This window comes from Sulfitobacter sp. R86518, assembly GCF_042466275.1.
GTDB classification, from domain to species: Bacteria; Pseudomonadota; Alphaproteobacteria; order Rhodobacterales; family Rhodobacteraceae; genus Sulfitobacter; species Sulfitobacter pontiacus.
The window spans coordinates 33,641-48,280 of sequence record NZ_JAXHCA010000011.1; the positions used below are offsets into that span (position 1 = coordinate 33,641).

Below are 14,640 nucleotides of genomic sequence, written 5' to 3' on the forward strand. Positions count from 1 at the left end.
AATTTTCCATTTAAATAGAGGGCCGAGCAAAACTTGGTGATATGAGTACCACAGGTATCAACGAGAGACCAACCCCTTTCCATCTAGTTTATGTAAACTCCACATCAATGCCGGAACGATTACGATAAGTTCCAGTCGAAACATAGAGTTAAAGATAAAGTATGCGAGTAAAACAACACTACTAGGGGCAAAGGAAATCTTGAAAAGGATAAAGATGGCAAGAACGAAAAAAAGAACTCCAAAAACACCAAAGTAAAACAAAAGGCTATTAAGGAAAAAATGAAGATGAAAATACATACCACTAGAGTGTTCTGAATCGGAGAATGCGCTCTCGCTATATATCGCAAAATTGGGATAGGCAGCGAAATCAGTATAACCCACGAAGCCGCGTCCGAAAACTATGTTAAAAAAACTCGTTTGGCTTCCGTCAATTAAATTGAAGAAAGTGGAAAGACGTACACTAGCAGAATCACCAATACCGACATTATCGTTCAGTAAATTCATAAAAAAGCTAGCTTTATGCATATAAAAATTTACAAAATCTACTGGTAGATATGAAAGGACAAAGACAACACAAGAGACGAGCAGAAAAGCGGGAAATAGAACTGACTTTGATGGGCGAAAGAAGAACAAGAGAAGACTTAATGAAAATAATGCAAGTTCTGTTCTTGATGCACTAGCATGAAGTAGCAGGATGACAATCCAAAAACCTACTGCTAAATTTCCCTTAAGCGAAAAATCATTCATCTTACTGGATCGAGAAAGAAAATAGGCTGAGATAAATACTCCAGTATAGGTATATATACCAGGGTCCTTCGTAGCGTACCAATATATGACACCTAGTCGCAGAATAGCTCCAGCAACAGCGGCGTACGCAACGGCGCAAATCACCGAAGAATAAACATCAAATCTCCGTATTTCTGATATTATAACCCCGCAACAGAATATAAATATTACCAACTTAATCGGTGCTTTATTTACCCCACCCAATCCTCCATGCTCGATAGTGAAGACGACACTCGAAAAAAATAGAAGAGCTAGAAAAAACGCTGAGGACAAGGCGAACTCGGGTATAACCCGAATTTTCTTTTCACTTATCCAATAGCTTAGAATTCTAATCGCGAAGGCCACCAACCAAAGATCAGGCAAAAAATCAGAATTTATTGGAGTCACGAAATATGCGCTTCTATCCAAAAAAACGGTTTTTTCCAATCCGGAGAATACAATAAGAGATGGGATTACAATTGACCAAAATGTATGCCTGCTAGAAGAAAGTAAAGCTAACGTCAGTGCAATCGGTAAATTCAAGAATTCCAACTTTGCAAGTGACGCAAATCCAAAAAGAAGCACGGGGAGAAATGCCCAATGGTGAGTATTGAATAACTTCAACGACATGCTAATGAAAATGTCTCGCAAAACTTATCGTAGCCCTCGTGCCATTCTGCTACAGTTCCAATATAACTACTACGCTTACCGTCGCTAAAACTGGCAACTTCATTGTCTAGGGATTTTAAGTCAAATAATGCACTTCTAGCAGATATGCTATTAGCAAATTCTGTATGTTTTTCATCATATGAGACCATTCTAACAGGAACCCCATAGCTAGCTGCAACAATCGCTGGGTGCAGCCGCGTAGATATTACATAAGAAGCACTGCCAATGATGGAAACAGAGTTTTCAACTTTTTTCCATCCAGATAAGTATCTTGTGCCATATTCCTTTGCCAGAAATTGTGAAATTTTTTCATCTTCAATGCTAGATGCAAATAACGTAATATTTGGTCGTTCAAGAATTGGAACTTTTTCTATTAAGTTACGATATAATGAAACATTGGTATGGTGCCCATGTGGAGCGAAAACTGGACCAACAGGCTGTTGGTCAGAGAGGGGGTAAATGAGGCTAGAAAAAATAGCCGGGTCAACTAGAGCCACCGCGTCCAATCCGTAGGAAAGCAACCTATCTTTACTTTCTATCGACCTAGTGTAGATTTTTGTGTTCTTTAGTAAATCAATCCACTGCTTGGAGAGTGCCCCAGGTATAACCCCCGCACAGAACACGATGGATGGTCTTCTCCGAAGTTTTTCAAATGTCTTCAGGTATATCTGTCCTCCAATGATTGTTCCTCCGCCTAGAACTACTTGTCCACGCAGTTTCCAAGGCAATTTTACAGCATCCAAGATCGGAGCCGCTTTGTCGTCTTCGGTAACATGTTTATAAATATCGAAGAGAAGATCATCGCCGAAGTTTTTTCTACCTATATATCCCACGTATATGTTTCGACGTTGCGTTGTCGCTAATCTAAAAAAGTTGAACTTATTACTCAGTGTCATGATATAAAGGCTCAATTTTTCCCCCGATAGTATAGATTGTTATTTTTTAAGATAGTGAGTGGTGAATGATCGGAGCGGTTAGGGCGAACTAAACTGAAAGGAGGTATCTTACCGCCAACAATAGATCCTGCGCCAACTACGCTTCCTTCTCCAATTTCACTTCCTGGTAAGATTATTGTTCGCAGACCTATCCACGCGCCTTTACCTATTTTTACAGGGCGTAGATCATTATCAGGGCCATAGGGAATCATCTCATGCTTGAAATCATGATTGTAGCTCCAGATGCAGACGTGCGGACCAATTATAACGTAATCATCAAGATATATTCCACCTAGAGCATCGAAGTGACAAGCTGGTCCGATGTAACAGGATTTTCCGAAATGAAAATTTTCAGCGTTATCGCACCGAAAACGGACATCGAATTCTTCACCTTTAAAGATATTCTTGTATTTCATATCAAAAAAAGTGCGTGAGAATTTTTTCTTTATCAACCTGAGGGTCTGGATCATCCAGTGGCCCCCCTATGGCATAGATCCAAAATTTTTAATTCTGCATCATTATTCCATTGGTTAACCCATTGTTCGCAAACTACCGCCTCAGGCGCGATATAATTACTTAGGTTTTGTAAAAGTTCTGCCTCATCTTCTCCAACAATACTAAAAGGAGCATCTTCATATGCCTTAAGTGCGTCATGCTTGATCCAGCATACTGGCTTTGAAAACAATAGTGCGTCGCTTATGCTACCGAGAGCTGTCAATTTATACTTATTACTTCGCGGGCAGATATATAGAGCATCGATATTCTCTAGTTCTTTACCCATCCACTCGAAAGAATAATGCGTCTCCAATACCTTTTCTCTCGCAACTGATGGCTTTACGTAGCTAGGGCCACGCCGTCCTATAAAGTGAATATCCAAATCTGAATTTTTCGCTAAACGGTCCGCTTGCTCTAAATCTTTTGTATCGCCCCGAAGCAGGCCAATTATAGCTAAAGACTTGATGGGTCCATCGGAATCAAAATCATTCGTTTCAATTTTGTGCGGCAGCGGGTGTTCAATTGAATTTATATTTAAAGATGATATTTTTTCATTATGTAAACTGTCAATTATGTGCTCCCCCAATACAATAGCTTTCAAATTCTTCGGAAAACCCAAAAGCTTAAAAGCTAGATACGAGCATTTTTTCATTATTCCGCTTGGCTTCACCACACCTTCTAGCTCACTGTGTAAAACAATAGACCATCGCTCACTACCTTTTTTGAACACCCTCTCGAACAGTGACAAAACCAAAATTTGCGAGCCCGTGGCGCCCATGATAAGCATATTTTTATTTCGCTGCCGAAATAGTTCATTTAAGAAAATGAATTCCCTTCGTACCCTCCAAAATTTACCACGTTTTACTCGCCTCCCTCCAAAACTGCATTTCAAATTTCGACATACTTCGTCCATATGGGAGGCTTCTACTATAACCTCGATTTTGAAAACTTTTGAGAGAGACCTCAACCAAAAGGAATTGATTGGTACGTGAGACGCAGAATACGAAAGCAAGTCCAACGCTATAATAGTTTCTGTTTGATCCATGTTAGTTGATTTCATTCGAAACTTACACCCCATATTTCTTCATAGCATACAGCATCATTAATAACCTGGGAAGCAAATACAAAGCTGTTATAAACATCCCCATCGAGACTACACCAAAGAAAAGAATGTATAAAAATATAATCAGTGAAGGCAGCACCCCTAAGACCGAGAAGATAAAAAGAGGCAAAAAATTTCCTCTACTCGAATCAATAGAAATTTTTTCTCGGTATGGAACCAAGGCAAACGATATGAAAACAGAACACAATATTATGTGTATATTTTCGACAATCACTAGATTCCCGTATATATCACCATATAGATACAAAAGTAGACAGTAGAATATGGAGAGTGCGGTTAGCAAGATTGTGGAGTATATTTTATTTAAAAATACCCCCTCTCCCCTCAATAGCGCTGTGTTTCCAAAGACTCTGACAAAAACCGCTAGCGGTATAATTAAGGTATTGAGTATAAATACCTCGCTGATAAAGGTGGGGTTAGAGTATAAGGTTGAAATCTGAACATCAATTCGTTGACTAACGAAAGCCAATACGACTGATATAACTGGCAAATGCGATTTTTCAGCTCGTTGAGGAATGCCTGGAATAGAGATTTCGACAAGCACCCAAATAACAACCGCTAGTGCGGCGATCGCTGGCCCATATAAGTCCGCAAAGACAATAACAGCATAGACGACAATATTCAAGGGTAGGATATAATTCAGTTTTCGGTTCGCCAAGAAGGCCGCATTTAACATAGACATACATGTTATAGCTAGAGTTACAACAATAACACTATTTATCATAGACTTTTGTTCAACATTGGACAGGGCAACAAATACCCCCCCCGCCACCATAGGCAGTATAAGTTTATCAACAATTTTACCTACAATTTGGTGGTCGTAGCCAGATTGAATGAGATAGTTACGACCGAAAACCAAAAATGTTGAGCACATTTCTGAGATAGCCAATATCGTAATAATATCTACACCTCGCGGATGTATTGGCACAATAAGGAACGCAAAAGCCACACGAGCTATTGGCGCAGATAGTTGTACTACGAGGAGGCGGTAAAAATCATATTTCAAAAACTTCTTCCATTATTAATTTTTATCTGTTTTCGTTGACCATTTTAGTTTCTTGATTTGCACTGCCCCAAACCATTTCACCCCAACCGAAACAAACCTGATCGTTTGATGAATTACTATCATTCTAGGTAATATTACTTTCATCAATCGCATGAGGAGCTACACTATTTCAATTTCGTTGAAATCAGACTTCCTTTATTTTTTGTGAAATTCCGCTCACCGCATAACGGGAGAAAATGTATATTCGCTTCAAAAGCGATATTTTTTCAAAGTCTCTATACAAGATCCAAGTGTACGATGCTGCTCTGATTTTGTTTGCCGACAATGAGCTATCGTATTGCCTGTACTCTGCCAATACCATTTGGCAATTATGTGCATAACTCGTTTCTTTTAGAATCTTCAACCATAGCCCGTAGTCTTGCCTCATTCTAATATCCGGCATAAATATAGTGCCTAATTCTTCACGATCATATATAGCCGTCAAACATCCAATGATGTTTCCAAGAAGAAGCGTTTCATAATCAACTTTTCCCTTAAATTTTCTTTCTCCGATAACTTCAGAATCTTCGTTAATAACTCGGTAATCCGAGAAGCAAAAAGTTACTTCGTTTTCCCTCATATATAACACTTGTGAACTTAACTTATTTGGCAGCCATATATCATCTGCGTCGAGAAAAGATATGTATTTCCCATTTGCTTTGTTTATGCCGGCATTACGTGCTACCGCCGAGCCCCCATTTTTCGAAAGTCGTACAACTTTAATCCTACTATCATTCTTGGATACCTGCTCCGCAATTTCAGCACTTTTATCTGTTGAACAATCGTCTACTACAATCAACTCCCAATTTGAATAATCTTGTTGAATTACTGAAGATATTGCACTCTCCATAAATTTACTCGAGTTAAATAGTGGCATTACTATGGAGACCAAGTTGTTTTCTATCATCAGTTTCGATCCATTTTTAACTGATAGGGTGTGTTAGAATTATGTGCGTCAGTTTAAGCGTCGTTAGCAGTGCTTTTTGCATGAGGATCCTCGCGTACATTGTATCCTTCTACCTTTTTCGCAATTAGCCGTCGCAATCGAATGCTATCTGCTTCTATGATCGATACTTGTAATTCACGCAACATCGAGGCTACCTCTATCTGACTAAGCATCCCCTCGTGCGCACGAAGAATCTTGACGTGCGGTGTGGGCAGGAGACTGCCATCATCAATCAGCAGCTCTTCGTATAATTTCTCACCTGGCCGCAGACCTGTCACTTTGATCTCGATGTCCCCGTCACCCGTCTCAGGATCCTTAACCTTCCGGCCAGAGAGCGTGATCATCCGGCGGGCGATATCGATGATCTTCTGTGGCTCCCCCATGTCTAGCACGAACACGTCGCTACCTTTAGCATAGGCACCAGCCAGCAAGACCAAACGTGCCGCTTCGGGAATCGTCATAAAGAAACGAGTGACATCTTTGTGGGTTACCGTCACCGGCCCACCGCGGGCGATCTGTTTTTGGAACAGTGGTAGAACCGAACCAGAGGACCCCAGTACGTTGCCGAAGCGCACCATGGCGAACTTTGTGGCAGCGTTTCGCGTCTGGACATCCTGCACCACCAACTCGGCCATCCGTTTGGTGGCTCCCATGATATTTGTCGGCCGTACGGCTTTGTCGGTGGAGACAAGAATGAAGCGCTCAAGTTTAGCTTCAGCAGCTGCTTCGGCGACGACTTGGGTGCCGAGCACATTGTTACGTGCGCCTTCTAGCTCATTTTCCTCGACCAGCGGCACGTGTTTATAAGCGGCGGCGTGGAGGACAATCTCCACCCCCTCCTCAGCGATCACACCGGCGACGCGCGCCTTGTCGGTGACCGACCCAAGACGGCTGACAATAGGGATCCCGATGGCCTTCGCCTCGGGCTGCAGCTCCTGATCAATCGAGTACAGCTGGAACTCACCTTGTTCGAACAAGACAATCCGCGCCGGGTTACAGTTCAGCAGCTGCCGACACAGCTCGGACCCAATGGAGCCCCCTGCCCCGGTCACCATCACGACGCGGCCAGCGTATGTTTTCGCGATTTCCGGCGTATCGAGATCAACCTTATCTCGGCCCAAAAGCTGATCCGGCGCGACGGTGCGCAGGCTATCAGCGAGCCCCTTGCCAGACATCAGGTCCACATAGGACGGCAGCACCTGCACCTCGACCTCATAAACGCTGAGCTTGGAGATCAACTCGTCTCTACGTTTCTTGGCCATTGATGGTACGGCAAGCAGAATTTGTTCGATATCGCGGGCTTTGATCAGCTTCCCGAGTTTAGCGGGATCATGGACAGGCAGCCCGGCGACCATGAGACCGTGCAAGTTCGGGTTGTCGTCGATAAAGAATACGGGCCGCGCTTCGCTAGCCTGCCTCAGTGCGGCTGCCAATTGGATACCCGCGGCCCCTGCCCCGTAGATCGCGACGGGTTTACGGTTGCCACCGCGCTCTGACAACCAGCGTAGCAGGTTTAGGCCCACCACACGCGCTGCGACGGCGAAGATACAGAAGAACAACCCCAAAAGAAGTGGTACGGACCGCGGTGCCGATAGCTTTAACCAATAGCTTAACATCACTGCACTGAAGGCGATCAACAGCGAAGCTACGCCAATGTTTGACATGGAATGTGTATCGAAAGCGTTAAGCTTGATGCGATGCAGCCGCAGTGCCCAGATGATACCAACGCCCCACATCGAGATAACTGGGAAAAGCACCCAACTGTCTGCTATCGGCATCCAGGGAGTGCCCGTCCCGTATCGGAATGCATAGGCGCAATAGAGAGCAAGGGGGACGAGCATGCTGTCGACGGCCAGAAAAATGGCCCGCTTCTTCGCCCTCGAGAGGTCGTGAATACTATTCATGTGCATAACGGTAATTTTCTTTGAATGTAAAAAACGTCGTATGTAATGCGGAGAAGCTATCAAATTATTGCGGTTTTCCGAAAGCGTTTTTGACCTTACACCCTACTATGGCGGAAACATATATCACCCATATGCGCTGTGCTCAAAATCTAGCAGATTCATCGTTAGGCAAGGCTATATACAGCCGCACGTAAAAAGGGAATATCCGCATAACTTTAGGTCATGGGGATGCTGGCACGAAAGCGCTCCATCCATATGTGGGCATTATCCCGCCTCGCTCTTCTCAGCCTGCATCTTCACGAATCCCACAAACGCGGCATCTGCTGCGCGTAGCTTGGGCCGTCCGGAAGCCGCCCAAAAGGCTCGCCAGTCGGCCTCCAGCGCATAGACATCAGCACCTGGCAAAATTGCCCGCGCAGCTTCGATCGCCTGTTCTGACAAGGGTGGCGCTTCGGGGCCGTCTTCGATCAGGGTACGGCGGGTGAAGCGGATCATATCGCCCGCCTCTTCCTCCATCTCGTAATCCGGTAAGTGGTTCGCTTGGATCATATCGCGCAGCATCTTGCGAAAGACCCGGCGCGGGGACGCAGAGCCGGATTTTTTCAACAGCAGCTCAACCGAGATCCGCCAGGCCGGTTGGCGTCCACAGTGCTTGCGTGCGATCTCATAGACCCGTCTCTCCAGCGGCTTGCGCAGACGGAAATAATCGCGGCTTAGCGTGAGCACCGATTTTGACAGCACTGCGCGGTAAAGCCATTCCGACAGGGTGACCTTGACACTCACCATCCGGCCGCCACGGGCACGGCGCACGATCTCCCAATTCTCGATCAGGCCAAAGCCACTGGTTACCTCCATTCCCCCTGTCTCCAGATTGGTGGTGATGCGGGTCCCCGCCAACCGCTCGAAAGCTTCGCGTAGCCGACGGTAGGCATCGCCAGAGGTTTCGCGGTTCGTCGCGACCAGCATATCGTAGGCACGCAGCGTCAATGTACGCCCCACGGCGCGGCCAGTATTCAGCGCGGCCATTAGCTGGCTGATACAAAAGATCAGGATGTCTTTATCATGGATGGTCGCAAGCCCGCGCATGCTTGGTACGACGGTGATATCGGTTCCGTTATGGGTATAGTTCAAAATGCGTCGATCCGGCTTGGTCGAGAGCGAGAAGATCGGATGCTCCATCGTTGCAAGGTCGTCTTTAGGGATCGCATCAAAGATATCGCAGGCAAAGAAATCCGCCTGATGCCGGTCGGGCAACAGGCCCTCTGCGGGCGCGGGGTTTGACATTTTCTGTCCTTTGCCTGTCGACAGCCTCCGCCTCTTACGTGCGAATTTCTGCCGTGATCACTGCTCGATGTTCCCTTTTTGGGAATTGTGGTTTTAGTGACACCACCCTAAAAGTTATCCACATTGCTTGTCCATCACTCACCCCTGCCCTCGGTCATTTTGATCGGGGGATCAGAGTTGCTTTATCGGGGGTTCAGAGTCAGTCTTTCGGGGGTTCAGAGTCACGCCGTATGCAAGCGCTATCCAAAAGCCTTTGATAAAAAGGGATAAATAGATTTCACACAGAACCCTTAACTTGATAATAACACATTATAACACTGGGTTGGATTTGCATCACATCTAGATTTTCAAACCAAACACCCAGCTGAACCCCCAGTATTTGCTGAGAAAAACTTCAAAAAGTACGGTTTTTCTTCCATGTGACGCGTTTTCTGCTACATAGATGGAAACGCAATACATAAGCGAATTTCCGATGAGTGAGCCCCTGCCCCCGTACTTCAATATTGACCCCGATCAAGCCATGGCCGATCTGGGCCCACCGACCTCGTCGCAAGACTTTCATGCCATCGCCGAGGCCTGCTCTCGAGGGCGCCAAGATCTTGCTGGCCGGGGGATGGATGAAGCGGGTCAAAAGCGCCTGCGCCTGTTCTCGACATGGGAGATCACCAAATATCTGATCCCCGTGGCCCAAGCCCATTTTCGCCGCGTGCTGCGCAACAACCCGGACCTACCCCAAGGCACATCCGAAACCGCTGGCGGTGCCAAATGGTTCACCCTCGACGAGGTCCTGCGTCTGCGCGCACATTTCGGATCTGAAGGATCCAAATCGAAAGAATACCGTCCGTACCGCCCCAAGGGCCTGCCCGCAAAAATCGTATCAGTCGCGAATTTCAAAGGTGGCGTGGGCAAGACCTCTACCGCCGCTCACCTGGCGATGTCAGCCGCGCTGGATGGCTACAAAGTGTTGGTTATTGACCTCGACAGCCAGGGTTCCATGACGTCGATTTTTGGGGGCCGGATCGAAGATGAATGGGGCACAGTTTTCCCGGTGATCGCCCGCCACTATGCCGAGGCCGCCCAAGCCGAAAACCGCGCCAAAGCCGACCGGGGTGAGGCGCCCACGCCGCTGGATGATACCCTGTCAGAAGCGCTCAAAATGAGCACCGGTGATTTGATTCGCCCGACCCATTGGCCCAACATCGACCTGATTGGCGCCCAACTCAATTTGTACTGGGCGGAGTTCCAGATCCCTGTCTGGCGTATGGCGACCCGGGGCTGGAAGCTCTGGGATGCATTAACCGACCGGCTCGAAGCCGACGGCGTTCTAGACGACTACGACGTGATTTTCGTCGATACCCCCCCTGCCCTTGGGTATCTCACCATCAACGGTCTGGCTGCTGCTGACATCCTGTTGGTCCCCCTTGGCGCCTCGTTTCTTGAATTCGATAGTACCGGGCGGTTCTTTGATATGTTGCATTCCACCTTCAGCTCTATCGAAGAGGGCGAGAACATGGCCGCCCGCGCTTTGGGGCGTGAGGGGCTGCAATTCGAGTGGGACGCAGTGCGTGCTGTCATCACCCGTTATGACGGCGCGCAACAGGCAGAGCTTGCAGCACTGATACAGGCGTATCTGGGACAAACTCTGTCGCCACACCGGCAGGATTTTACTGCTCTGATCGGGCAAGCCGGCGAAAGCGTAAACGGTATCTACGAGGCGGATTACCGTGACTTCAATCGCGAGACCTACGCCCGCGGGCGCCAGACATTCGATTCAACCTATGCTGCTTTCAAGCGCCTGCTGATTGGTGCCTGGCATCGCGATGCGAAAGCCGCGGACGCAGAAGCAGCATCTGGTTAACTTTACTGCCCTCAGCATTGTACCGCTCAAGAGAGAGGATAAGACATGGCAAAACGTAAAAGACTAACCCCGCCTCGGGGCGATTACCTCGCTGTGGAACCTGTGACAGATACAGGCTCTACGCCTATATTAGAGACAAAAGCGCTGTTTCCTACCTACCCTCAGGGTGTGGCACCAAAGATGCGCTCTTCGAGCCCGCCGATCGCCCATGTCGCTGGAGATGCAGCCACCAGTGCGGCCTTGGCAGAAGTTACAGCCGAATTGCACTCCGCCCGTGCTGAAGGCCGCATGGTGCAGTCATTGCCCCTGGATCAGATCGAAAGCAGTTACCTTGTCCGAGACCGGCTTGTTGCTGACGACGAAGACATGGCAGCGCTAAGAGCCTCGCTGTCAGTGCGTGGGCAGCAAACGCCAATCGAAGTGGTCGCAACAGAACGTGGCGGCTACGGCCTCATTTCCGGTTGGCGTCGTCTGACAGCCCTCACGCAACTCTACCAAGAAACTGACGATGCGCGTTTTAGCACTGTCCTTGCTCTCGTCCGCCGCCCCGTCGACGCTGCCGATGCCTATGTCGCAATGGTCGAAGAAAACGAAATTCGCGTTGGCCTCTCGTATTTCGAGCGCGCCCGCATCATTGCGCGTTCAGTTGAAGAGGGGGTGTATGTAGATACAAAATCGGCTCTAAACGGTCTGTTCGGCAATGGTAGCCGAGCCAAACGCTCCAAGATCAAAAGCTTTCTTCCCGTGGTCGAGCAACTCGGTCCGTATCTCTCTTACCCCGCTGCGATCGGGGAACGCTTGGGGTTAGCTTTGTCCCAGAAGCTGCAGGCAGATGAGGCGTTTAAGTCGGATGTTGTTGAGGCTTTGAGTGGGCTGGGAAGTGCCGCTACGCTTGAAGCAGAACAAGATATCTTGGCAGCCGCTCTCGAGGCACCAAAGACACCCAAAGTTGTAAAGCAAGCGAGAAGCAAGAGGGAGGAGCTTTCGCCCGGACTCTGGCTGGAGCGCTCTGCTAAAACCATCACGATTGGTGGAGCAGAACTCACACCCGAAGTCGAAAAGCGTATCCGCGCAGCACTAAAACACTAAATGTTTCGCGCGCGAAACATTTAAGGCAATAAAGCCGAAATAATTGACACAGTGGGCTATTTATCTCAGGTGATACACACATTGATTTAGAAAGTTTGTTTTATGAAAATTGCTATGATCGGTACCGGATACGTTGGGTTGGTGTCTGGTGTTTGCTTCTCTGACTTTGGACATGATGTTGTCTGTGTCGACAAAGATCCGAAGAAGGTCGAGCAACTCAAGAACGGTGTAGCCCCGATTTATGAGCCTGGTCTTGAAGACCTCATGGCCAAGAACGTCAACGCGGGTCGTCTTTCTTTCACGGGCAATTTGGCCGAGGCGGTCGACGGGGCTGACGCTGTCTTTATTGCGGTAGGGACTCCGACGCGCCGCGGGGACGGTCACGCGGATTTGACCTACGTCATGGCTGCAGCAGAAGAGATTGCGACCGCGATGACAGGCTACGCTGTGGTCGTCACTAAATCGACGGTGCCAGTGGGCACCAACCGTCAGGTCAAACAGGTTGTTTCTAAAGCGAACCCGAAGGCAGACTTCGACGTCGCATCCAACCCCGAGTTTTTGCGGGAAGGCGCTGCAATCGACGATTTCATGCGTCCTGATCGTGTTGTCGTGGGTGTGCAGAATGAACGGGCGGCAGAGGTGATGAATGAAATTTATCGTCCTCTCTACCTTCGTGAGTTCCCGATCATGGCAACCGATCTGGAAAGCGCTGAGATGATCAAATATGCGGCCAATGCTTTCTTGGCTACCAAGATTACCTTCATCAATGAGATCGCTGCCTTGTGCGAAAAGACCGGTGCCGACGTTAAAATGGTGTCAAAGGGTATGGGCCTTGATGGCCGTATTGGCGATAAATTTCTTCATGCAGGTCCTGGGTATGGAGGCAGCTGTTTTCCCAAGGATACCCAAGCTTTGGCTCGCATGGGGCAAGACCACGCAACACCAATGCAACTGACTGAAACCGTGATCAAGGTGAATGATCAGGTGAAGCGCCGCATGATCGATAAGATCATTGACCTGTGCGGGGGCTCGGTAAATGGCAAAGTGATCACTGTGCTGGGCGTCACTTTCAAGCCAAACACAGATGACATGCGCGACTCCCCCAGCCTGACAATAGTCCCATGGCTGGTCGGGAACGGTGCCAAGGTCCGCGTCGTAGACCCCCAAGGTAAGCGTGAAGGGGAGGGGCTGTTGCCAGGCGTCGCTTGGAATGAGGATGTATATAAAGCAACCCAGAACGCTGACGCGGTAGTAATCCTGACCGAATGGAACGAATTCCGCGCTTTAGATCTAAAGCGGATGGCTAAACGTATGATGACGCCCGTCATGGCCGACCTGCGTAACATCTATACGCCAAAGGATGTGAAGCAGGCAGGATTTACGGCCTATGTCTCGATCGGTCGGGAGGGCTTTGGTGCTTGAAGTGCCGAGAAGTACACATCGCAAAAGGCTTGCTTAGTCGTTCTGCTATCCTTCGCCTCGAATGTTTCGCGCGCGAAACGTTCGAGGCGTTGAGTGGAGAAATATTCAGATTTGTGCCTAATTGCACCAAAGTGGGCAGTCTATTCTTACTGAGGCCTTTAGGAATAGCTGGTTACTTGGTACGTTTTGACACGCTGTGATCTGTTAAAAGGTTATTGTCTCTGTGTAATGTAAATTGTCAGCTGACAATTACATTCGGTTTCATCTAAGTATATCGCGCCAGATAATGGGTGGTCTCTGTTTCTCCTTTCAATCATGTAGGGGAAGGCCCTTTTTGCGATCCTTATCAAACACAGTGTCTTATGCAGGTCGTTAGGCGCTGCCACGCGAGCCACGGTCTGCATGGGATATTATCATCAATGCGGTTTGCAGTTCTGTGGCAGACGAGTGTTACTAACAGTTGCTTGTAGTGTCGCGCGACGCAATCCGATCACGGTTGATGTCGCCGCGCGAAACGGCGCGGCTTATGGGGTTGCGTGACAGCTATGTGCTGCCCGAAAAAGCGTTGGAGGCGTATCAGCTGACCGGCGACGGGGTTGCCGTGCCGGTGGTGCGTTACCTTGCGAAATGGTTGTTGGAGCCGATAGTTGGGGGCGGAAGCCCCTGGAAACATGGGGCTGTTTCTGCGCCCTTCCCTGCACAGTTAAAAATCCCCCAGTTCCGTTAAAACTCACCGGAACCAAAGCCCGCAACGCGTGTTATCTCTTCGGAAATAATAATCACGATATCAACGCTTTACCGGTCTCTTCAGCACTGGTGAAGCTTCCCATTAATCATAGCTAAAGGTGTGAGTATGCAGACCAAGAATGACGCGATGAGTGAGCTTTGGCGGGTGCTGAGCGGGACGCAGGCGGCCTATGAGACGGCGCTGGATGACCTCGACGATGGCGCGGGTAAGGATCTGGTGAGCGAGATCACCGCCATGCGTAAGGACAATATTGTTCAGGTTGAGAAATACCTTTCGGACGCGGGCATTGACACGAGCGCGCTCAAAGAACCGGATCGGGTCTATTCCGCGCTGGATTGGACCTCGGCCGGGATCGAG

At 48.3% G+C, this 14,640-nt stretch carries 12 protein-coding genes and 1 pseudogene; 5 read left to right on the forward strand and 8 right to left on the reverse strand.

Going from position 1 to position 14,640, the window contains the following annotated elements; translation table 11 throughout:
* Positions 1-57: 57 nt before the first annotated feature.
* The 8 genes from SJY36_RS19100 to SJY36_RS19135 form a co-directional block, all read right to left on the reverse strand.
* Positions 58-1,308, reverse strand: coding sequence for a hypothetical protein (locus tag SJY36_RS19100; protein WP_386176903.1), 1,251 nt, complete (start codon positions 1,306-1,308; stop codon positions 58-60).
* 77 nt (positions 1,309-1,385) lie between these two features.
* The gene (locus tag SJY36_RS19105; protein WP_386176904.1) at positions 1,386-2,345 is read right to left on the reverse strand and encodes a polysaccharide pyruvyl transferase family protein; all 960 of its coding nucleotides are present in this window, start codon (positions 2,343-2,345) and stop codon (positions 1,386-1,388) included.
* Entirely contained in the window at positions 2,342-2,839 is a 498-nt protein-coding gene (locus SJY36_RS19110; protein ID WP_386176905.1) for an acyltransferase, read from the reverse strand. The genes SJY36_RS19105 and SJY36_RS19110 overlap by 4 nt, the downstream gene beginning before the upstream one ends.
* The gene (locus SJY36_RS19115; protein WP_386176906.1) at positions 2,836-3,642 is read right to left on the reverse strand and encodes a hypothetical protein; all 807 of its coding nucleotides are present in this window, start codon (positions 3,640-3,642) and stop codon (positions 2,836-2,838) included. Before SJY36_RS19115 ends, SJY36_RS19110 begins: the two co-directional genes overlap by 4 nt.
* A 289-nt stretch (positions 3,643-3,931) precedes the next feature.
* Positions 3,932-4,993, reverse strand: a complete 1,062-nt coding sequence (locus SJY36_RS19120) for a hypothetical protein (protein WP_386176907.1) — start codon at positions 4,991-4,993, stop codon at positions 3,932-3,934.
* A 184-nt stretch (positions 4,994-5,177) separates the two neighbouring features.
* A complete protein-coding gene (locus SJY36_RS19125; protein ID WP_386176908.1) occupies positions 5,178-5,909 on the reverse strand; it encodes a glycosyltransferase family 2 protein in 732 nt (243 codons plus the stop codon).
* Positions 5,910-5,992: 83 nt separating this feature from the next.
* Positions 5,993-7,888, reverse strand: a complete 1,896-nt coding sequence (locus SJY36_RS19130) for a nucleoside-diphosphate sugar epimerase/dehydratase (protein WP_386176909.1) — start codon at positions 7,886-7,888, stop codon at positions 5,993-5,995.
* A 258-nt stretch (positions 7,889-8,146) separates the two neighbouring features.
* On the reverse strand, positions 8,147-9,166 hold the full coding sequence (locus SJY36_RS19135; RefSeq protein ID WP_386176910.1) for a replication initiator protein A: 1,020 nt from the start codon (positions 9,164-9,166) through the stop codon (positions 8,147-8,149).
* A gap of 472 nt (positions 9,167-9,638) precedes the next feature.
* On the opposite strand from SJY36_RS19135, the gene SJY36_RS19140 reads away from it, so the two are divergent.
* The 5 genes and pseudogenes from SJY36_RS19140 to SJY36_RS19160 form a co-directional block, all read left to right on the forward strand.
* Positions 9,639-11,024 (forward strand): AAA family ATPase, encoded by a 1,386-nt coding sequence (locus SJY36_RS19140; protein WP_386176911.1) that lies wholly within the window; start codon positions 9,639-9,641, stop codon positions 11,022-11,024.
* A gap of 45 nt (positions 11,025-11,069) precedes the next feature.
* Positions 11,070-12,113, forward strand: coding sequence for a ParB/RepB/Spo0J family partition protein (locus tag SJY36_RS19145; RefSeq protein ID WP_386176912.1), 1,044 nt, complete (start codon positions 11,070-11,072; stop codon positions 12,111-12,113).
* A gap of 102 nt (positions 12,114-12,215) precedes the next feature.
* A complete protein-coding gene (locus SJY36_RS19150; RefSeq protein ID WP_386176913.1) occupies positions 12,216-13,535 on the forward strand; it encodes a UDP-glucose dehydrogenase family protein in 1,320 nt (439 codons plus the stop codon).
* A 499-nt stretch (positions 13,536-14,034) separates the two neighbouring features.
* Positions 14,035-14,262, forward strand: coding sequence for a DNA cytosine methyltransferase (locus SJY36_RS19155; protein WP_386176914.1), 228 nt, complete (start codon positions 14,035-14,037; stop codon positions 14,260-14,262).
* 126 nt (positions 14,263-14,388) lie between these two features.
* A pseudogene (locus SJY36_RS19160) lies at positions 14,389-14,640 on the forward strand (hypothetical protein); the annotation flags it as partial.

Excerpts from the sequence above, each read along its gene's own strand:
- SJY36_RS19155 (WP_386176914.1), top strand. The coding sequence starts at position 14,035 with ATGTCGCCGCGCGAAACGGCGCGGCTTATGGGGTTGCGTGACAGCTAT.
- SJY36_RS19130 (WP_386176909.1), bottom strand. The coding sequence starts at position 7,888 with ATGCACATGAATAGTATTCACGACCTCTCGAGGGCGAAGAAGCGGGCC.
- SJY36_RS19110 (WP_386176905.1), bottom strand. The coding sequence starts at position 2,839 with ATGATCCAGACCCTCAGGTTGATAAAGAAAAAATTCTCACGCACTTTT.
- SJY36_RS19115 (WP_386176906.1), bottom strand. The coding sequence starts at position 3,642 with ATGGGCGCCACGGGCTCGCAAATTTTGGTTTTGTCACTGTTCGAGAGG.
- SJY36_RS19125 (WP_386176908.1), bottom strand. The coding sequence starts at position 5,909 with ATGCCACTATTTAACTCGAGTAAATTTATGGAGAGTGCAATATCTTCA.
- SJY36_RS19140 (WP_386176911.1), top strand. The coding sequence starts at position 9,639 with ATGAGTGAGCCCCTGCCCCCGTACTTCAATATTGACCCCGATCAAGCC.
- SJY36_RS19145 (WP_386176912.1), top strand. The coding sequence starts at position 11,070 with ATGGCAAAACGTAAAAGACTAACCCCGCCTCGGGGCGATTACCTCGCT.
- SJY36_RS19135 (WP_386176910.1), bottom strand. The coding sequence starts at position 9,166 with ATGTCAAACCCCGCGCCCGCAGAGGGCCTGTTGCCCGACCGGCATCAG.
- SJY36_RS19150 (WP_386176913.1), top strand. The coding sequence starts at position 12,216 with ATGAAAATTGCTATGATCGGTACCGGATACGTTGGGTTGGTGTCTGGT.